Origin of the sequence: Tropicibacter sp. Alg240-R139 (assembly GCF_900537075.1) — a bacterium.
Lineage (GTDB): Bacteria > Pseudomonadota > Alphaproteobacteria > Rhodobacterales > Rhodobacteraceae > Falsiruegeria.
Genome location: NZ_UNRA01000001.1, coordinates 1,436,056 through 1,455,427, shown reverse-complemented (window position 1 = coordinate 1,455,427; position 19,372 = coordinate 1,436,056). Strand labels below are relative to the sequence as shown.

Sequence of the window (19,372 nt, the reverse complement as noted above, 5' to 3'; positions counted from 1 at the left end):
GGTTGGACAGGGAGATGATCTATGGCCTCTGACACTCAGAGCAATCGTCCGCTTACCGAAGAAGAACTGCAGGATCTGGTCGCATCATCTGATGCGGGCGCCCGTGATCCGGCTGGCAATGTGGGACTGTTCCTGGCCATTGTGGCCGTGATCTGGTCCGTGTTCCAGGTCGTGCTGGCCTCGCCAGTGTCGAACCTTCTCCTGCCCGGTAGCGTTGTTAATAATTCACGCCAGATCCATCTGGCCTTTGCCATGTTTCTGGCGTTTGCGGCCTATCCGGCGCTCAAATCCAGCCCGCGCAACTACATCCCGATCCAGGATTGGATCATGGGGATCGTTGGGGCGGGGATCGCGCTGTATGGTTATATCTTCTACCAAAAAATTGTGGATTCCGGCGGGCTTGCCGACAATACGGACAAGTGGTTTGCGCTGCTTGGCCTGATCCTGTTGTTTGAGGCGGCGCGCCGCGCGCTTGGCCCCGCAATGGCGATCATCGCGACAATTTTCCTGGCCTATGTGTTCTTTGGTTCATCCGGTTGGGTGCCAGAAGTCATCCAATGGAAAGGCGCCAGCCTGAAAAAGGCGATGAGCCATATGTGGATCACTTCCGAGGGTGTGTTTGGCATCGCCTTGGGTGTCTCGACCAAATTCGTCTTCCTCTTCGTTCTGTTTGGCGCATTGCTCGATAAGGCCGGGGCAGGGAACTACTTTATCAAGATGGCGTTCGGTGCACTTGGTCACCTGCGAGGTGGCCCGGCCAAAGCCGCCGTTGTGGGTTCGGCTGCGACCGGCCTGATCTCGGGTTCGTCGATTGCCAACGTTGTCACCACCGGCACCTTCACCATTCCGCTGATGAAGCGGGTGGGTTTTTCTAGCGAACAGGCTGGCTCGGTCGAGGTAGCGTCGTCAGTCAACGGTCAGATCATGCCGCCTGTCATGGGCGCGGCGGCCTTTCTGATGGTGGAATACGTCGGCATTTCCTATGTCGAGGTGATCACCCACGCCTTCCTGCCTGCGGCGATTTCCTACATCGCGCTGGTCTACATCGTGCACCTGGAAGCGGTGAAACGGAACATGCCAACGCTCGGCAACCGGGTTGTTTCGATGGGACGTACCATCGGTGGCATGGCGCTGTTCTTTGCTGGGTTCGCCGGGCTTTGTTATGGCGTTCAGTATCCTGTGCAATTTGTCATTTCGATGATGCCGGGTGCCTCAGGGCTGGTGCTGTCTGCGTTGATCGTGCTGGCCTACATGGCGCTGCTCTGGCTGGCGTCGGGTGTTGATGATTTGGTGCCGGATGATCCGAATGCCAAAGAGGTTGAACTGCCTGTGGTGTCCGAGATCTACAAGGCCGGTCTGCACTATCTGCTGCCGATCATCGTTCTGGTTTACTTCCTGATGATCGAACAGAAATCTCCGGGACTTTCGGCCTTTTGGGCGACCGCGTTGCTGTTTGTGATCCTGCTGACCCAGAAACCGCTCAAAGCGATGTTCCGCGGCCAGACCAACATGGGCGCGACCTTTATGGAAGGTGTCGGTGACCTGTGGCAGGGCCTGATCGACGGCGCACGCAACATGATCGGTATCGCCTTGGCCACCGCCACTGCGGGCGTGATTGTGGGCACCGTGACTTTGACTGGTGTAGGACAGGTGATGGCCGATCTGGTCGAATTCCTGTCAGGTGGCAACCTGATCTTGATGCTGGTGATGGTGGGTCTGCTCAGCTTAGTTCTGGGCATGGGCCTGCCAACGACGGCGAACTACATCGTTGTCAGTTCGCTGATGGCTGGTGTGGTTGTGGAACTAGGCGCGCAGTCGGGGCTGATCGTGCCACTTATCGCCGTGCACCTGTTTGTGTTCTACTTTGGGATCATGGCGGATGTGACGCCCCCTGTGGGCTTGGCGAGTTTTGCGGCAGCCGCTGTATCCGGTGGTGACGCGATCAAGACTGGTTTCATCGCCTTTTTCTACTCGCTTCGCACCGTGGCCCTGCCGTTTGTCTTCATCTTCAACACCGATTTGTTGTTGATTGATGTGACGTGGACTCAAGGGATAATTGTGGCCATAGCCGCAACCATCGCCATCCTGGTCTTTACCGCTGGTACGATGGGCTACTTCCTGACCAAGAGCCGCATCTATGAAAGCATCGCTCTGATCCTTGTGGCCTTTGCGCTGTTCCGACCGGATTTCTTCATGAACCGCATCTCGCCCGCGTTCGAAAACATCGAGCCGGCAGCGTTTGTGCAAGCGGTTGGGGATTCCGAAGAAGGCAAAGAGATCCGTATGGTCGTCAGCGGGCCGGATTTTGACACCGGCAATACCAAGGAGACAACTTTGGTGCTGAAGGTTGGCCCGGAGGCGGACGGCGCAGCCCGCGTCGATGCATTTGGCCTACTGTTGCTGGAAGAGGACGGTGTGATGAAACTGGACGAACCTGCGTTTGGTTCACCTGTAGCGTCAAACCTGGAGTCCTTTGACTTCTACGCCGATGATCCAGTCCAGATCGCCTCGATCCAGGCGCCTACGGATCAGCCGTTCAAAGAGCTGATCTATATCCCGGCGCTGCTCCTGCTGGGGTTGATTGCAATGCTTCAACGCGGCCGGGCCGCCAAAGAAGGAGAACCCGCATGAGCAAGTCCATTCTTTGTGCAATTGACATCAGCAACGGTGAACACGACGGGCCTGTTCTGGCCCGTGCCGCCAAACTGGCGGACATGGATGGGGCGAAACTGGATGTGGTGACGGTTCTGCCTGATTTCGGCGAAAGCTGGGTGTCGGGGTTCTTTGAGGCTGATCACCACGAGAAGGCCGTTCATGAAGCGGGGGAGCAATTGCAACGCCTCTGCATCGACACCCTGGGCGAGGACCGGAACGAAGAAATTCGCCACGTCGTTGCCACCGGCACTGCCTATCAGGAAATCCTGAAGACCGCCGAAGGGGCAGGCAGCGATTTGATCGTGATCGGTGCCCACAAGCCGGATTTCAAGGATTATCTGCTTGGGCCAAACGCCGCGCGCGTCGTGCGCCATTCGCAGGTTTCGGTCTACGTTGTGCGCTGACCCCAAGACATGAAAAAGCCCCGCCCGATGTGATGTCGGGTGGGGCTTTCTTTTTGTCTAACGACCAGAACTATTCGAGGTTTTCCGTCGACAGGTCGTCCAGCTTTGGCATCAAATCTAGCAACTCGCGCGTATATTCCGTTCGCGGATTGGCAAAGAGCGATTCAGTGTCCTGAATTTCGGCAATCTTGCCCGCCTTCATCACGGCCACACGGTCACACATCTGGCGCACCACCGGCAGGTCGTGGCTGATGAACAGCATCGTTAGACCAAGGTGCTCTTGCAAATCCTTGAGGATGTTCAGGATCTGCGCCTGAATCGACACGTCGAGCGCACTGGTCGGCTCGTCACAGATCAGGAACCGCGGCTGCGTCGCCAAGGCCCGAGCAATCGAAATGCGCTGACGCTGACCGCCCGAGAATTCGTGCGGATACTTCAAGGCTGCTGACGCGCCCAGACCCACCTGATCAAGCAGATCGGTCACACGTTTCTGGATGGCGTTGCCCTCGATCAACTTGTGATGCCGGATCGGCTCGGCCACGATTTCATCGACCCGCATGCGCGGGTTGAGTGAAGAAAACGGGTCCTGAAAGATCATCTGGATGTCCTGGCGATAGGCCGTTTGAACAGCCTTGTCGCTCAGGTTGCTGACGGTTTTGCCATCAAAGATGACCTCACCTTCATCAACCTGATAAAGCCCCGCGATCATCCGCGCGACAGTGGATTTACCCGATCCGGACTCGCCCACAACGCCAAAGACTTCACCAGGCTTGATGTCAAAGCTGACCTGATCCACGGCCGTGAAATACTCACGGCTCCACGGCAGCAATCCGCGCTTTTGCAGGAACCGCTTGGTGATGCCCTTGATTTCATACAGGGGCTTTGACGGATCGTTTTCCACCTTGGGCCAGTTGCGCGCCAGATCCTCGATCGCAAAGCGGGTTTCGCGCCCGCCATAGCTGATCTGCGGAAAACGGTGCAGCTTGAGAGTCGGACGCGGCACGGCGGCAATTAGCGATTTTGTATAGGGATGCTCGGGGCGGCCCATGACTTGTTCAGTGGGTCCGTTTTCGACCACTTCGCCGGCGTACATCACCGTCACCACATCCGTGGTTTCAGCAATCACGCCCATGTCATGCGTAACCAGAATGACACCCACCTGACGTTCGCGCGCCAGTTCCTTGATCAGCTCAAGGATCTGCGCTTGAACCGACACGTCCAACGCGGTCGTGGGTTCATCCGCGATGATCACATCCGGCTCGGAACAAAGCGCAAGCGCGATCACCACACGCTGGCGCATACCGCCCGAGAATTGGTGTGGGTATTGGTTCAAACGCGTGTCAGGGTCGGGAATTCCAACGCGGTCGATCAGATCGCGGGCGCGCTGCACGGCCTGCGCATCTGACACGTCATGATGCGCCTGAATGGTCTCGACCAGTTGCTCCTTTACCGTGAACAGTGGGTTGAGAGAGGTCAGCGGATCCTGGAAAATCATCGAGATCTTCTTGCCGCGCAGCTTGCGCATCGCATCGGAGTTCAGACCGCTGATGGTATCGCCCTTATAGACGATCTCACCCCCGGTGATGTGGCCGGGACGTTCCAGCAGGCCCAGAACGGCAGCGCCGATGGTGGACTTGCCGGCCCCGGATTCCCCGACCAAACCATGGATCTGTCCGGGTTCGACGGTGAGCGACGCTGCATCGACAGCGCGGAACACCTTGCGACGGGTCGGAAACTCGACCGTCAATTTGTTGATATCAAGCAGGGTCATCGTAGCTTCGGATTCAATGCGTCCCGGAGCCAGTCTCCGAGCAGGTTGATGGATAGGGCGAGGGCCAACAGGGTGATGGATGGGAACAGCAGAATCCACCATTCACCCGAGAACAGGTACCCCTGACCGATGCGGATCAGCGTGCCCAGTGACGGCTGCGTCGGCGGCGCGCCCACACCCAGAAAGCTGAGCGTGGCCTCGGCGATGATCGCCAACGCCAGCGAGATGGTCGAGATGACCAGAACCGGCGACAGCACGTTCGGCAGCATGTGGCGGAACATGATCGGAATGGGGCCACGGCCAATCAAGCGCGCGGCCTGTACGTATTCCTTGTTCTTCTCCACCAGCGCGGCACCACGCACGACGCGCGCGAACTGAACCCAATCCGACAGCGCAATTGCCACGATCAGCACCCAGATCGCCATTTCATTGCGATACTCAGGCGGGGTGATCCCCTTGGCGACGCCAAAGATCAGCATGGCGACCAGAATGGCCGGAAAGGTCAGCTGCACGTCCGCAACGCGCATGATCAGCGTCTCGGTCCAGCCGCCGACATAGGCAGCCACAAGCCCAAGGATCACGCCGATGATCATCGCCAGCATGACGGCAGAGATCCCGACGAACAGAGAAATACGCAGACCATAAAGGATGGTCGAAAACACGTCGCGGCCCTGATCATCGGTGCCAAGCAAGAATGTATCCTGCGTGAACGCGTTGGGTTCGCCCGGCGGGGTGAACCCGTTCATCAAGTTCAGCGTTGCCGGATTGAACGGATCATGCGGCGCAATCAACGGAGCAAACAGCGCCGCCAGCAGCAGAATCGCCACCACCAGCAAGGCAATCATCGCGACCGGCGAATGACGGAAGGACCAGACAAAATCGCTGTCCCAGAATGTAGCGAGCCGGGACGGGCGCGCAGGTGCGGGGTCTTTGGTTGTATCGCTCATGCGGTCCTCCCATCCACGCGCAGGCGCGGGTCGATGGCAAAGTAAAGAAGGTCAACGATCAGGTTGATGCCCACGAACATCACGGAGATCAGCATCAGGTAGGCGGCCATCACAGGGATGTCGACAAACTGGATCGCGTTGATGAAGAGAAGGCCAACTCCGGGCCATTGAAACACGGTTTCGGTGATGATCGCGAATGCGATGATCGACCCGAGCTGTAGGCCCGTGACCGTGATCACCGGCACCAGCGTGTTCTTCAGCGCGTGACGGAAGTTGATGGCGCGTTCGCCCAATCCACGCGCGCGGGCAAAACGGACATAATCGGCGCGCAGCACCTCAAGCATTTCTGAGCGCACCAGACGCATGATCAGCGTCATTTGGTAAAGGCCCAGGGTGATCGACGGCAAGATCAACGCCTTTAGTCCAGATGCGGTTAAAAAGCCGGTAGACCACCCCCCGATCTGCACCGTTTCGCCCCTGCCGAAACTGGGTAAAAGGTCCAGTTCAACCGAGAACACGTAGATAAGTAAGATTCCTATGAGGAAGGTTGGCAGTGACACCCCGATCAAACTGAGCGTCATGATCGTATTGGCGGCTATCCCGTTCCTGCGGATCGCGGTGAAGACGCCCAGGGCAATGCCAATGGAGATGGCCAGGAAACCTGACACCATCGCCAATTCCAGAGTCGCGGGCGCGCGCTCGGCAATGATGGTCGAAACTGGGCGGCCCTGACGATAGGACACGCCAAAGTTACCCTGAACGGCGCCTTGCAGGAATTTGAAATACTGCACAGGAAAGGGCTTATCGAGCCCCAGGTCCGTGCGCAGACGGTCGATGTCGGCTTGGGTGCGTTCCTGTCCCAGCATGTTGTCGATGGGATCACCGACAAAGCGGAACATGGAAAAGGCGACCAACCCCACCACCAACAAAACGATGACGGATTGGAACACCCGCCGGATGATGTATGCGAGCATAATGTTTCCCCTTGCGCGTTTCGAACCTGATCTCTGCCGTCTGTTGCGGCATTTGAATAATGCGTGACAGGATCACGCCTAATGGTTCACAGGTTGAAACGCTTTGATGTTCCCTCTTTGCAGGATGTGAGAGGATGGTCAAGTTGTCGCAGGGTCAGAGAAGGCAGATCATCGCCGGCCTTTGTCTGTTGGATGTTTTATGTCCGTAAGGGATAGGGAGTTTGAAACTATAAATCCCGCCCCAATAGTAAAACTGCTGGCAAATGCTCATCTAATCGTCGGTGTTGACGCCTTGCTCGACCTCTTCCCACCAGTTCGGAAACTCATTGTCCAAATGAACGTCGAAGAACTCTCCTACTTTCGGCGTCGCCAGGACAATGTTTTTCTGCGCGGCAGAGGTCTGAGTGCGGATGATTGGTTCATCCCATGGGTGGTAAGCCAAGTTGAAGGTTCCCCAATGGACAGGCAACATATGTCCTCCCTTCACGTCCAAATGAACTTGAACCGCCTGTTCGGGTGTCATGTGAATGTCGTGCCAGGCGTCGCCAGGGCCGTATGCGCCAACTTTGATAACAGTCGCATCGAATGGGCCTAGACGTGTTCCAATCTCTGAAAAGACTTTGGCGTACCCCGTGTCACCGCTTACAAAAACACGGTTGGTCGGGCCAACAATCGACCACGAAGACCAAAGCGTCTTTTTATAGTCGAACGTTCCCCGGTTGGAATAGTGACGCGACGGGGTTGAAACAATTCTCAGTCCATTAACTGTTGCCTCCTCCCACCAGTCCAATTCTGTAATCTGCGCATCTGGAATATCCCAGGCCAGCAATTGCGCCTTATTGCCAAGCGGCACAAAAAACTGTGTTTCCTGTTTGGACAGATGGCGGATCGTTGCTTGGTCAAGATGATCATAGTGATTGTGCGATATGACAACTGCGTCAACGTTTCTGAGTTTTTGCAAGTCGATGGGCGAAGGATGAAAGCGTTTGGGGCCAACATACGATGTCGGCGACGCCCGGTCTGACAAAACCGGATCGGTCAGCACGCGCTTTCCGTCGATCTCGATAAGAACACCTGCGTGTCCCAGCCAAGCCATGCGCAACCCATCTTCCGGCGGTCCATCCAACAGGCTTGGATCAATCGAGACGACGGGAATTTCACCCGTTGGGCTTGTCCGTTCATGATCGGACAAGGCTTCGATAATCGCCGCAAGCGTAATTTCCGTGCCGGCTTGCGGTTCAAAATTGACAAATCTACCTTCTTGAAATGGTGCGGCTCGTTCAGCGCGCGTCTCTTCATTGTGCGAAATGGGCGCGCTTATCAGATACCCGATCAATGCCCCTCCGATGCCTGCGAGCAAGAGGATTGCCACCAGTGCAAGCCCTATATTTTTTATAATTCGCAAGAAGTTATACCCCGCCGTCAAGTTCAACCAGATCAATTCTGAATGGTCACAATCCACACATGTTGAACTTTTAGCAACGGAAATTCACGCGCGATGGAGTATTTTCGACACCGCGTAAAAAACCGGCCCGTGTAGGGCCGGTCTGTGAATTGATCAGGCGGTTCAGTTCACGGTGACCCACCGCAGGATGAAAAAGTTGTCGGGCCGCTGTGTCAGCTCGATGTTCTTGCCAGTGCCCCAGACAAGGGGTTGAACATACAAGGTCACATAGGCCTGTTCATCCTGCAGGATCTTGACCACCTCATCCAACTTGGCCTGTCGAGTCGCAGGGTCGATCTCGGACTGGATTTGCGGCAACAACTCGTCCACGCGCGGGTTCGAAAAACCGCCAAAGTTCCAGCTGCCGAGTTTTTTGTCCGGGTTCGGCGTGGTGGCCAGAAAGCGGATCGGATGTTCGGCGTCAAAGGTGCCGGGTGACCAACCGAGCAGATACATGTCATAGTTGTCTTCGCGCAGCTCGGGCCAGTAGGTGCGTACCGGCATGGCGTCGAGTTCCGCTGTCAGTCCGATCTGCGCCAACATGCTGACAACGGCCTGACACACGGCTTCGTCGTTCAAATAGCGGTCGTTGGGGCATTTCAGGCCAAAGGAAAAGCCGTTTGGATAACCGGCCTCTGTCAAAAGGTCTTTGGCTTTGGTCACGTCAAAGGGTGGACGCTCGGATAAGACACGGGAATATCCGTTCATTGCCGGGCTCACCAATTGCGAGGCCGCTTCGGCGTTGCCGCGCATGATGGTGCGCAGGATGGCGGGAACGCTGATGGCATGTGCAACGGCCTTGCGCACGCGGGTGTCTTTGAACGGGTTTGGCTTGCCCTGATCGGTGCCATATTTCAGCACATCGGCCTCATGCGGAAAGCCCAGCATAATCACGCGCGCCTCGATCCCCTTGATGACCGTCACATCGGGAGAGGTGGACAGGCGTTCAGCGTCTTGGATTGGCACCGGATTGATCATGTCGACGTCACCCGACAGCAAGGCCGCAACAGCGGTAGCTGGATTCTGGATCGGCGTAAACTCAGCCCGGGTGATGTTGTGTTCGGCGTCGCCCCACCAGCCGTCAAACGGTTCCAAAACAGTGCGCAGACCTGGCTCGCGCGCAGTCACCTGGAACGCGCCGGTGCCATTGGCGTTGAGCGTCGCATAGTTGCCGTTGTCTTTGTCGGGCAGGGCGGCCTCGTTTGCTTCGGCCCAGTCACTGTCCATGATCATCCAGTTGGCGATCGAGGATGGAAACAACGGGTTGGCCGCGTTGGTCAGGAAATCGATGGTGTAATCATCAACCACTTTCACATCCGAGATGGGCGCAAACCAGCTGCGGGTGTCCGCCGCCTCGCTGGAGGCGCGCTGATAGGAAAACAGCACGTCTTGTGCGTCAAAAGCGCTGCCGTCCTGAAACGTCACCCCCTCGCGCAGAGTGAACCGCCAGCCTTCGCCGTCGCCAATCGGCTCCCACGCTTTGGCCAGCGCCGGTTCTACGCGCATGTCCTTGCCGCGTCTGACCAGACCCTCGTAGACGTTGTTGAGAAACCCCAGCACCGGGGCCGAGTTCACCGCATGCGGATCAAGCGTCTGGGGATCTGTAGTCGAGGCCCATTTAAATTCTTCGGCGTGTAATGTGGTGGCAGCGGCCAATGTAATGGCCCCCACGGCAAATGCGCGGAACATGACAATCTCCCTGAGTATTCTTTTCGTGTCATCTTGAGACAGTTTGACCCGTTTGACGAGAAAAGCAACGACAGCCGCACAATGTTGCTTTGTACTCGCAAGCCACGCAGACTGCCTGAATAGCAAGATCCCAATGGGTTGGAGCAAATTCATGTTCAAAGATCATTACGAAAACGACTTAACAACCGGATCGGACAAGGCCCGAGACCATTATGACCAAGGCGTCGCCAGTTTTCTGGCCGCAACTTATGACGCCTCCAGGCATTTTGCGAACTCGATCGAAGCTGACCCGGGATTTGCCCTTGGCCATGTGGGGCTGGCACGGGCGCAAATGATGGCAGGTGATATGGCATCGGCCAAGACGTCCATTGCGGCAGCCAAATCTCATATAGACGGGGCGACGGCTCGGGAACGCGCGCATCTGAACACATTTGACCTGTTGTTTCAGGGCAATCCTGCAGGGTGTCGCGCTGCCGTGAAAGCACATGTGTTGGACCATCCCCGCGATGCCATGGTGGCGCAGCTATGCACCAGCGTATTCGGCCTGATCGGTTTTTCTGGTGAAGTGGGGCGCGAGGCTGATCTGTTGGCCTTCACCACAGCCCTCGTGCCGTATTATGGCGAGGATTGGTGGATGATGGGCATTCATGCCGTTTCGCTGTGCGAAACCGGACGTTTGGATGATGCGCAAGCGTTGATGGAACGGTCGTTGGCGCTAAACAGCCGCAACGCGAATGCCGCACATTTCAAGGGTCATACATTGTACGAGATGGGAGAGGCAGAAGCAGGGTTGGCCTACCTCAAGGACTGGATCAAAGGGTATGACAATCGCGGCCTGCTACATGGACATTTGAGCTGGCACATTGCTTTGCATTCATTGCTTGTCGGGGATATCGACGACATGTGGGCACTTGTAGACACCGGGGTAGGGCCTGGTGGTTCGCAAGGGCTGCCTCTTAATACATTGACGGATACGGCCGCGATCCTGCACAGGGCTGAACTGGTAGGTGTTGCAGTTCCCCCTGAACGATGGGTCGAGATGAGCGACTATGCCGCTCAATATTTTCCTGAAACCGGGCAAAGCTTTGCAGATATGCATGCCGCTCTTGCGCATGCCATGGCGGGCAATGGTGATCGTCTGGCGTATATTGTGGACACAGCCAACGGGTTTGCCGGTGACCTTGTGCGCCCAGTGGCGCAGGCTTGGGGTGCTATTGCGCGGCAGGATTGGCAGGGCGCTGTCGACCATCTGATCCCGGCACTTGCTCAGACTGAACGGTTTGGCGGTAGTCGCGCTCAACGCGACTTGATCGAACTGACCTACGTGAACGCGCTGATGAAGCTTGGGCGCACCCAAGAGGCCCAGCATACATTGGATTTGCGCAGACCTGTTCTTGCTTCACACCCCGGTTTCAAAAACGGGATTTGCATGAGCGTCGATTTGACAACCTTGAAAGGTGAGTGACAATGAAAGCCCTACTTCTTCTATTTGCTTCGATGTCTGCCCTGTCGGCAACGAGCCCTGCGGCCACGGCCCAAAGTTTCAATGACACCGGAGACATTTTAGCCCGATCTGCGCAAGTCGAGGATATCGAATACACGATCATGGTTCAGCGCGCGACGCAGGCTGCGATATGGGGCATGCCAGCGGCCGGGATGATCGACTTTCTAAAAGGCATCCGGCGAGATCTGGATGGGGACTACAACGATATCGTCTATCTGAACAAACCGTTTGATTCAAAACACGGGTTCCTGACCGCAAATGACGTGACCGCCTATGCTTGGGCGTCGATGACGTCTCAACCTGGCCCGCTTGTGATCGAAGTTCCGGCCGCCACGGACAAGGTCAGTTATTTCGGGACCATCGTGAATGCCTGGGACGTGCCGATTGTCGATGTTGGACCGGAAGGGCATGACAAGGGCGAGGGCGGAAAATACGTGATGCTTCCACCCGGCTATGATGGCGAAACGTCTTTGGGCGATCTGGTGACTGCTGGTTATCTTCCATTTGAAACAGACACTTATGAATATGGGTTTTCGTTCCGGCCGCGTCTGTACAACGGCGCAACCGATGCAGATGCCGCAGAATATGCGCAGACGATCAGGATCTACTATTTGTCTGAGGCAGATAATCCTCCGCCCAATACCTATCACGAGGCCTCTGAGGTGCCCTATGACTCGCTGCCCTACTACAATCACACGTATTTTCAGGACTTGAACGACTACGTTCAGGGCAATCCGATCCGTTCCCAAGACAAGGTCATGGTGAATTTCCTCAAGGACTTGGGTATCGAAAAAGGTAAGCCGTTTGAACCCACCGAACGCCAAATCAAAGCCATGAACGAGGGGTTGGTTTTGGCCTATGCAGCAATGCAACGGTATTTTGTTGAACCTGGGTTGGCGACAGTGCCTCTTTGGATCGGTGAAGATGGGCAACTAAAGAACCAATGGCTGGTGTGGGATTTTGCCGAAGGTCAGCCCAAAGCTGGATTTCCGTACGAAACAGAGACCGAAGTTCTTGTGGATGACCGGGCAGGGGGCAGTTATTTTTGGATAACATATCTGCCCAAATTTCTGGGCGGTGGCACGTTTTACCTGACGGGTTTGCGCGACAGCAACGGCGATATGTACGACCACAGCGCGACCTACAAGTTGAACGTGCCAGCTGACACGCCGGCCAAGGATTTTTGGTCTGTCATTGTCTACTCGATGGAGACCAAGAGCTTCATTCGCAACGTAGAACGTGTGGGGCTGTCTTCGCGCAATGCGGACACAATGCAGGTGAACGAAGATGGTTCGTATGACGTTTATTTCGGCCCAGAGGCTCCTGAAGGCTTGGAAAGCAATTGGATACCGACCACCGAAAGTTACTTCCTGCTCTTCCGTCTCTACGGACCTGAGGACGGTTGGCTAAAAAGCGGTTGGTTGTTGGGCGATCTGGAGAAGCTTTGAAAATGAAGCCAAAATACAAGGGCCCGCCGATGATACAGCGGGCCCTTGATTTATGTTCATGTAACAAATGGCGGAACAGGATGTACCGCCATTTGTTTTTCAGATCACTTATCAGTTCAGGGTGAAATACTTGAACTTGGCTGTGTCATCTGGAGCCACGATGGTGCCGACCTTGGAATTCATGCCCCAGTTCAGCACCTGATGGTGGATCGGGATGTACAGCTGTTCATCCTGAACGACTTGCCAGATCTCGTTGATCATCTCGTTGCGCTTGGGCAGGTTGGTTTCCGATGCCAGGGCTACGATCTTGGCGTCCAGATCGGCGTTGCCGAAGCGGGTGCCGTTCCACGAACCGTACTTCTCACCCTTGGTGTGGGCCAGGAAGTTGAAGATGTATTCGGAATCGTATGTCGGAACACCCCAACCCAGCATGTAGAAGTCGGTTTCCAGGTTGTTGATCAACGGGAAGTGCTGAGCCTTGGGCTTGGCATCAAGGTTCACGGTCACACCGATTTGCGCCAACATGCCAACAGCCGCCTGACAGATCGCCTCGTCGTTGATGTAGCGGTCGTTCGGGCAATCCAGCTGGATGCTGAAACCGTCGCCATAGCCTGCTTCGGCCATCAGTGCCTTGGCGCCTTCGATGTCGGTCGAGGACGAGCCGTCCATTTCTGCGTTCCAGCCGTTCACAAACGGCGGCGAGATCATGCCGGCAGGCGCTGACTGGCCACGCATAACAACCTGTTTGATCGCATCGCGGTTGATCGCCTTGGACATCGCCTGACGGACACGGACATCAGCCAGCGGGTTCTTGCCGTCGACGTTGTCGTTCTTCAGATCCGCATCGCCCTGGTTCATGCCAAAGAAGATAACGCGGTTCTGCGGTGCGGTGCGCACGTCCAGACCATCGGATCCAGCCACACGTTCAAGATCCTGAACCGGGACGTCCTGGATGAAATCAACTTCACCCGACAAAAGCGCTGCGACACGGGTCGCGGCGTTCTGGATCGGGGTATAGACGATTTCGGTCACGGCCATCGGGAACTCATCTTTGCCCCAATAGTTCTCGTTGATCTTCATGACGGTTTTCACGTCAGGTTCGCGGCTGACCAGCATGTAGGGGCCGGTGCCCATGGCGTTCTTGGCTGCAAATGTGTCTTCGCCACCTTCATAGTCTTGCACCTTGACCGCGCCGTTGGCCTCGGCCCAAGTCTTGTCCATCATGAACATGTTGGTCAGGTTGTTGGGCATGATCGGATTCGGACCGTTGGTCTCGATCTCAACAGTGTATTTGTCGGTGGCGCGCACCTCTTTGACCGAAGCAAGCAGTTCCTTGTAATCGGAATCCGGTGTCATCGCGCGGTTCAGCGAAAAGACGACGTCTTCGCTGTCGAATTCTGAACCGTCGTGGAATGTCACTCCTTCGCGCAGCTTGAACACCCAGACGTTCGGGTTGGCCTCGGACGGGCCCCATTCGGTGGCCAGAGCCGGCACCATCGCGCCAGTCATGTCGCGCATGACCAGCGGTTCCATGATCTGATGCGCTAGGGCCGATGTCGGACCTTCGTTCTGTGCGTGAGGGTCCAATGTCAGCGCGTCACCCGCGCGGGCCCATCGAATTGTCTCTGCCGATACGGCAGACGCCATCAAAGCGGTCGCACTTGCGGCGACCAGAAGATGTTTGAGTTTCATCATTCTCTCCCAATTTATTGAGCCTGCGATTCTGATGCCACAGGCGATTGGACCTTTCCGGTCCTCATGGGGTGTATCATCCAAATCCTTGAGCGGGTTGCAACGGTTGTCTGCAACCTCCCCTTGCGTCAATTGATGGGTTTTTTGGCCTCAAGGCGTCAGCCAATCGCCTTTCCAGTTGTTTTCCTTGATGAATCCCGCGCGCCAGTGACCGCCGCGCGACAGGCAAACAATATCGACATGAGACAAGGATACAGTGATTTTGGCAAAGTTTTTGACGTCCGGGTACACATCCCAAGCGTCAGATGCCGTGATTTTGGTTCCGGGGGACGGGACATGGCCATAAGCCTCGCGCATGTGTTCAGGCACGGTTCTCCACAGCTTTTTTATTGGCTCGCCGCTGGTGATTTGCGCATGGCCGGACAGACGCAGCTGAAACAGATGATCAGGCGCCCAAAGGTGCAAGGATACCGCGTCGTTTTCGCCAAGTTCCGCCACCTTGTGCGAGCGTGTATCGGTGAAAATGCAAAGGGTCGCTTTGTCGGCATCCATTTCTCGTAGAACCACGGTTCTCAACTGCGGGGCATTGCCTTTGTCGACAGTGGCCAATGTCATGTACCGCAATGGCGAGCGATCATCAGAGATGGCTTGTTGCAAGATCGCCCAGGCCTGGGCCCAGGCGGTGTTCAAAGTCGGCTTAGTCATAGCCTGTCATCTCCAGGTAACCTTTACCCTGATGTGATCCTGTCACGCGTACCGGGCCTTCCCAATACGCAAAAGTTCTTCCCATCCAGGCGGCCGGGTTCAAGGCCGAAATCTGGACATCCAGGTCCTTGTCGGGCAGCTGCAACTGCCAACTGATTGGCACGCGTCGCCCATGTGCCTCATTCCATTCGGTCGGCGTGGCCGTCACGCGCCCATTGCCAAGGGGCGTGGCCTGACCGTCGGGCGTGATCCAAGTACCGGACGTGAACAGATCGCTCTCACCCCGCAGTCGAAACGCCATCAGACGGTCGCCGCTGTCAAAGGTGAGCGAAAACCAGTCCCAGCCGGATTGATCCTCGGACAAGGGTTGAGATGACCATTCGCGATCCAGCCAAGCCCAGCCTGTTACCGGCATTGGACCTTCTGGCAGGTCCAATGTGCCGCGGACCTGATAGGCAGGTTGCGAGTAGTAGTAGCTGGCTTGACCGGCAGCGGATTTGACCGAATAGCCCCGGTCGCCATGCGCCACCAGCGGACCGGTTGCCATGAGGTCCAGGTCGTAGGTGAATTCGGCTCCACTGGCGCGCAGGTTGAGGGTGTCGAAATCGGGGCCGACCATCTGCCAATCGTCGATCCAGGCCTCAAAGGGTTGCGCCGTGACGCCAGCCTGACCAATGCCGCCGCGCGCAAAGCGTTCGTCGAAGAAATGCGCCTTGGGCGTCGTGACCGCAGCGTGTCCCATCCAAAGCTGCGGACTTTGCCAGCCTTTGCTGTCAAAGGGGCGCAGGGCGCTGCGAAACAGGGTCCATTGGATGCCGTAATCGCGCCCGTCCGCGCCCGTCAGATTGGCAGTGACATACCACCACTCGACCCGGAACGCGGGGTGGGGCCCGTGGTCCTGGGGGAACTGCAATTGGGCGCCCTGCTTGGGCACGGCAAACCCCTCGGCATCAGTGCCAAGACCAGCAAACCCCTGTGCATTGGTCACTCCGGGCAGAACCATCAGTAGAACAAGCAGGATCATCCTAACGTTCATGGGCAAACACCTTAAGCAGATCCGAGGGTGGCAGCTGCAACAGGCGCCGGGCCGGCAGCAGCCCGGCCACCAATGCGGTGAGCAGGGCCAGTGCGCCCAGTTTGGCCCATTCCAACGGGAAGACAAACATGGGCAGGCGCCAGCCAAAGGCCTCGACATTGATCACGGCCAGCAAAACCCAGGCCAACGCGAGTCCCAAAGGCAGAGCCAGCAGCGTTGTAAGCGCTGCTAAAATCACACTGCGCAACAGCTCCAACCCGGCCAATTGCCTGCGCGTGACACCCATGGCCCAGACCGGGGCCAGTTGCGGAAGGCGTTGGGTCCACAGCGTCAGCAGGCTGGTGAAGATGGCAAACCCGGCCACGCCAAGCGTCAGGATGTTGAGCGCGCCGGTCACGACAAAGGTCTTGTCGAAGATCTCAATCGAGCGGGCCTTGAGGTTGGCCTGATCAATCAGCGCACCGGGCGGCAGGTCAAAGGCGCCGCGCAGCTCTTGCGCCACGGGGCCAACGCGGTCAGGCGGCAGGCGAATGCCAAAACGCGTGTTGGGTACGGGCAGGCCAAAGCGGGGCAGCTCGTCCATCGCCAGGATGGCCTGGGCCGTGGGATTGCCATAGTCGGAATAAACGCCCGCAATTGGATAGGTCAGGTCCGGGGGCAGCGTTACGGAATCACCGGGCCAGAGGTTGTTTCGCCGGGCCATCTGCTCGTTAATCAGGATCGCCTCTCCCCGCATGACGCGGCCCCAGACGCCTTGGGCCGGGGTCAGAAGCGGCCAGTGTGTGCGATAGGTCCGATCGTCCACGACGCCATAGACAAAGATCGGCGCGCCGTTGTGCTCCATCTCCAGCGCGCGGATCGGCAGCACCCGGTCGCTGTGCTGGCTCAGCCAGAGTTCGATCTCGCCGCCTTGGGTGTCGTCGCGCGCGGTAACATACAATTCAGAGGTCAGGCGCTGGTCCAGCCACCCGGTAAAAGTCAGGCGAAAGCTGGATACCATGGTGCCGACGCCGATGTTGGCGGCCATCGCCAACAGAAGCGCCATCAGTGCCAGCGACAACCCCGGCAATTGTGCTTTCATGTCGGCCCAGACCCATTCCGACAGGGCCGACCCTGCCGTTCGCCCCCCAATGTTCAGCAGGCGGGACAAGAGGAGCGGCAGGCACAGGGCCGCGCCCATCAACAGACCGGCCAGCAGGGCAAACCCGGCGATCAGCCCGTCAGCCAGCAATACCGTCACCATGCCCAACGCGATCAATCCCAGACCTGACATCGCCATCTGCGACACTGATCCTTGGGTCTGTTCGAACCAGGCCCGTGCACCAGGCGTCGACAAGAGCGGCATCCGCGAGAGTTTCCAGAACGCCTGACCGCTGGCGGCTGCCGTTCCGATCAACGCCATGCCTAGGCCAGAGGCAACCCAAACGGGTCGGATCGTCAAAACCCCATCTACCGGCGCCCCGTACAGCCCCCGAAGTGTGGCGGCGACATCTGGCAACAGGGCTCCGGCGACATAAAGGCCCAAGATCAGACCTAAGGTGCCGCCGATCAAGGCAAGCACCATCAATTCGACAAGCAACAGGCGACGCAATTGCCGGATGGGCACGCCAAGCGCACGCAGGGTGCGGATCATCGGGCGGCGCTGTTCAAATGCCAGACCCACTGTGCCATGCACAATGAACAATCCCACGGCGAACGACAGCAGGCCAAAAGCGGTCAGGTTCAGGTGAAAGCTGTCGGTCAGGCTGGCAATTGCGCCGTCACCTTGCGCCGAGATGCGCCGCAGGCCTGGCGTGACCTGATCCAGTGCTGGTGCGCCTTTGGGTTGGTTCGGCAAGACGACCACATGGCTGATCTGTTCAGGTTCTCCCAGCAATGCACCGGCTGTGCCGATGTCAGTCAGAACCGTGCCAACGGGCACTTGAGTGCTTTCGATCACCGGGGGCAGGTCGGGGGTCGCCCGCAATCTCTTGGCCAAAACTTCACGGGCAAACAGCCGTCCCGGCGCAGTCAATGCATCGATGGGCGCAATGCCTTGAACGTCCGAGACCTCTGTAATGGCAGGCAGCGAAGGGTAGCTCAGCAAATCGACTCCCAAGAGGTCGACGCGACCACCTGCCACGGTCAGGCGACCTTCTCGAACGGCGGCCACCTGCCATCCGGCGCGGCGCAATGTGCGGTATTGGGCCAAACTCATTGGCCCCAACGGATCGACGATCCGGTCCAGCGATCCAGCGGCTAATTGCTGCGCCGCGTTGGCATAGTTTGCGCGCGCCTCGGTGTTGATCGCCTGCACCGCAGACCAGAGGGCAGTGGCCAGCGCAATGCCGCTTAGAAGCGTAGCAAGTTGCAGAGGATGACAGCGCCAGTGGGACCAGATGGCCTGCACAATGGCGCGCGTCATGCAATCTGCCCCTGGCTGAGATGCACCTGACGATCTGCGCGGGCAGCGATGCTGGGGGAATGTGTTACCAGAAGCAGGGCTGAACCGGCATCACGGACCAGCTCCAGCATCAGATTCATGACTGCGATGCTTGCGATCTCGTCCAGGTTGCCCGTCGGCTCATCCGCCAAAAGAAGCGGCGGTTTCAGGGCCATGGCCCGTCCGATGGCGACACGTTGTTGTTGCCCGCCGGACAACTGCTCGGGCATCCGGTCCAGCAGTTCAGTCAGGCCCAACCGTTCGGCCAAAACCTCCTGCCAGGCTGCATCAAGCGTCCCGGACAGCCGTGCGTGAAAGCTCAGGTTCTGGGCCACACTCAGTGATGGGATCAGGTTGAAGGCCTGAAATACCAGCGCCACCTGGCTTCGTCTCAGCGTCGCGCGGCCCGCATCCTTCAGGCCCGAATACCGGGTTCCATCCAGCGTGATTTCACCAGCATCAAAATGATCAAGCGCGGCCGCAAGGTTCAAAAGTGTGCTTTTACCGCTGCCACTGTCACCGGTCAGCGCCAACGTTTCGCTGCGATCCAGCTGAAGGGTAACACCGGACAGAACAGGACGCCCGCCGGGGTAGGCTTTGTCAACGTTTTCAATGGACAGCAGCATGTCGATGATCCCGAACTTGGTGTCTTTCCTACCTATACTGTGGCGCGGATCGAAG

General features: G+C 57.4%; 14 protein-coding genes. 4 read left to right on the top strand and 10 right to left on the bottom strand.

Annotated elements, in window-relative coordinates; genetic code table 11:
* Window positions 1-21: 21 nt before the first annotated feature.
* Both G6R15_RS07010 and G6R15_RS07005 read left to right on the top strand, forming a co-directional pair.
* Entirely contained in the window at window positions 22-2,631 is a 2,610-nt protein-coding gene (locus tag G6R15_RS07010; protein ID WP_164659066.1) for a TRAP transporter permease, read from the top strand.
* Window positions 2,628-3,059: a universal stress protein gene (locus G6R15_RS07005; RefSeq protein ID WP_164659065.1), complete on the top strand. Its 432-nt coding sequence runs from the start codon at window positions 2,628-2,630 to the stop codon at window positions 3,057-3,059. The genes G6R15_RS07010 and G6R15_RS07005 overlap by 4 nt, the downstream gene beginning before the upstream one ends.
* A 70-nt stretch (window positions 3,060-3,129) precedes the next feature.
* Here G6R15_RS07005 and G6R15_RS07000 read toward each other — a convergent pair whose 3' ends face one another.
* From G6R15_RS07000 to G6R15_RS06980, 5 genes are all read right to left on the bottom strand, one after another.
* Complete coding sequence (locus G6R15_RS07000) at window positions 3,130-4,830, bottom strand: ABC transporter ATP-binding protein (RefSeq protein ID WP_164659064.1); 1,701 nt, start codon at window positions 4,828-4,830, stop codon at window positions 3,130-3,132.
* On the bottom strand, window positions 4,827-5,777 hold the full coding sequence (locus G6R15_RS06995) for an ABC transporter permease (protein ID WP_164659063.1): 951 nt from the start codon (window positions 5,775-5,777) through the stop codon (window positions 4,827-4,829). The genes G6R15_RS07000 and G6R15_RS06995 overlap by 4 nt, the downstream gene beginning before the upstream one ends.
* Window positions 5,774-6,751 (bottom strand): ABC transporter permease, encoded by a 978-nt coding sequence (locus G6R15_RS06990; RefSeq protein ID WP_164659062.1) that lies wholly within the window; start codon window positions 6,749-6,751, stop codon window positions 5,774-5,776. The genes G6R15_RS06995 and G6R15_RS06990 overlap by 4 nt, the downstream gene beginning before the upstream one ends.
* A gap of 271 nt (window positions 6,752-7,022) precedes the next feature.
* Window positions 7,023-8,183: an MBL fold metallo-hydrolase gene (locus G6R15_RS06985; protein ID WP_205520477.1), complete on the bottom strand. Its 1,161-nt coding sequence runs from the start codon at window positions 8,181-8,183 to the stop codon at window positions 7,023-7,025.
* Between the two features lie 135 nt (window positions 8,184-8,318).
* Window positions 8,319-9,884 carry an ABC transporter substrate-binding protein gene (locus G6R15_RS06980; protein ID WP_164659061.1) on the bottom strand — a complete coding sequence of 522 codons (1,566 nt, stop codon included), beginning with the start codon at window positions 9,882-9,884 and terminating at the stop codon, window positions 8,319-8,321.
* A 151-nt stretch (window positions 9,885-10,035) separates the two neighbouring features.
* Here G6R15_RS06980 and G6R15_RS06975 point away from each other — a divergent pair, with 151 nt between their 5' ends.
* Window positions 10,036-11,349, top strand: coding sequence for a tetratricopeptide repeat protein (locus G6R15_RS06975; protein WP_205520476.1), 1,314 nt, complete (start codon window positions 10,036-10,038; stop codon window positions 11,347-11,349).
* Between the two features lie 2 nt (window positions 11,350-11,351).
* The gene (locus G6R15_RS06970) at window positions 11,352-12,836 is read left to right on the top strand and encodes a DUF1214 domain-containing protein (protein WP_164659060.1); all 1,485 of its coding nucleotides are present in this window, start codon (window positions 11,352-11,354) and stop codon (window positions 12,834-12,836) included.
* 111 nt (window positions 12,837-12,947) lie between these two features.
* On the opposite strand, the gene G6R15_RS06965 is transcribed toward G6R15_RS06970, so the two are convergent.
* The 5 genes from G6R15_RS06965 to G6R15_RS06945 form a co-directional block, all read right to left on the bottom strand.
* Window positions 12,948-14,528, bottom strand: coding sequence for an ABC transporter substrate-binding protein (locus G6R15_RS06965; RefSeq protein ID WP_164659059.1), 1,581 nt, complete (start codon window positions 14,526-14,528; stop codon window positions 12,948-12,950).
* Between the two features lie 150 nt (window positions 14,529-14,678).
* The gene (locus G6R15_RS06960; protein WP_164659058.1) at window positions 14,679-15,233 is read right to left on the bottom strand and encodes a pyridoxamine 5'-phosphate oxidase family protein; all 555 of its coding nucleotides are present in this window, start codon (window positions 15,231-15,233) and stop codon (window positions 14,679-14,681) included.
* Window positions 15,226-16,269, bottom strand: a complete 1,044-nt coding sequence (locus tag G6R15_RS06955; protein ID WP_164659057.1) for a lipocalin-like domain-containing protein — start codon at window positions 16,267-16,269, stop codon at window positions 15,226-15,228. The genes G6R15_RS06960 and G6R15_RS06955 overlap by 8 nt, the downstream gene beginning before the upstream one ends.
* Entirely contained in the window at window positions 16,259-18,673 is a 2,415-nt protein-coding gene (locus tag G6R15_RS06950; protein ID WP_164659056.1) for an FtsX-like permease family protein, read from the bottom strand. The genes G6R15_RS06955 and G6R15_RS06950 overlap by 11 nt, the downstream gene beginning before the upstream one ends.
* Window positions 18,670-19,317, bottom strand: coding sequence for an ABC transporter ATP-binding protein (locus G6R15_RS06945; protein WP_164659055.1), 648 nt, complete (start codon window positions 19,315-19,317; stop codon window positions 18,670-18,672). Before G6R15_RS06945 ends, G6R15_RS06950 begins: the two co-directional genes overlap by 4 nt.
* Between the last annotated feature and the right edge of the window lie 55 nt (window positions 19,318-19,372).

Coding starts and splice junctions, on each gene's coding strand:
- G6R15_RS06945 (WP_164659055.1), bottom strand. CDS start 19,317: ATGCTGCTGTCCATTGAAAACGTTGACAAAGCCTACCCCGGCGGGCGT.
- G6R15_RS06960 (WP_164659058.1), bottom strand. CDS start 15,233: ATGACTAAGCCGACTTTGAACACCGCCTGGGCCCAGGCCTGGGCGATC.
- G6R15_RS06965 (WP_164659059.1), bottom strand. CDS start 14,528: ATGAAACTCAAACATCTTCTGGTCGCCGCAAGTGCGACCGCTTTGATG.
- G6R15_RS06975 (WP_205520476.1), top strand. CDS start 10,036: ATGTTCAAAGATCATTACGAAAACGACTTAACAACCGGATCGGACAAG.
- G6R15_RS06980 (WP_164659061.1), bottom strand. CDS start 9,884: ATGTTCCGCGCATTTGCCGTGGGGGCCATTACATTGGCCGCTGCCACC.
- G6R15_RS07000 (WP_164659064.1), bottom strand. CDS start 4,830: ATGACCCTGCTTGATATCAACAAATTGACGGTCGAGTTTCCGACCCGT.
- G6R15_RS06970 (WP_164659060.1), top strand. CDS start 11,352: ATGAAAGCCCTACTTCTTCTATTTGCTTCGATGTCTGCCCTGTCGGCA.
- G6R15_RS06995 (WP_164659063.1), bottom strand. CDS start 5,777: ATGAGCGATACAACCAAAGACCCCGCACCTGCGCGCCCGTCCCGGCTC.
- G6R15_RS06990 (WP_164659062.1), bottom strand. CDS start 6,751: ATGCTCGCATACATCATCCGGCGGGTGTTCCAATCCGTCATCGTTTTG.
- G6R15_RS07010 (WP_164659066.1), top strand. CDS start 22: ATGGCCTCTGACACTCAGAGCAATCGTCCGCTTACCGAAGAAGAACTG.
- G6R15_RS07005 (WP_164659065.1), top strand. CDS start 2,628: ATGAGCAAGTCCATTCTTTGTGCAATTGACATCAGCAACGGTGAACAC.
- G6R15_RS06955 (WP_164659057.1), bottom strand. CDS start 16,269: ATGAACGTTAGGATGATCCTGCTTGTTCTACTGATGGTTCTGCCCGGA.
- G6R15_RS06950 (WP_164659056.1), bottom strand. CDS start 18,673: ATGACGCGCGCCATTGTGCAGGCCATCTGGTCCCACTGGCGCTGTCAT.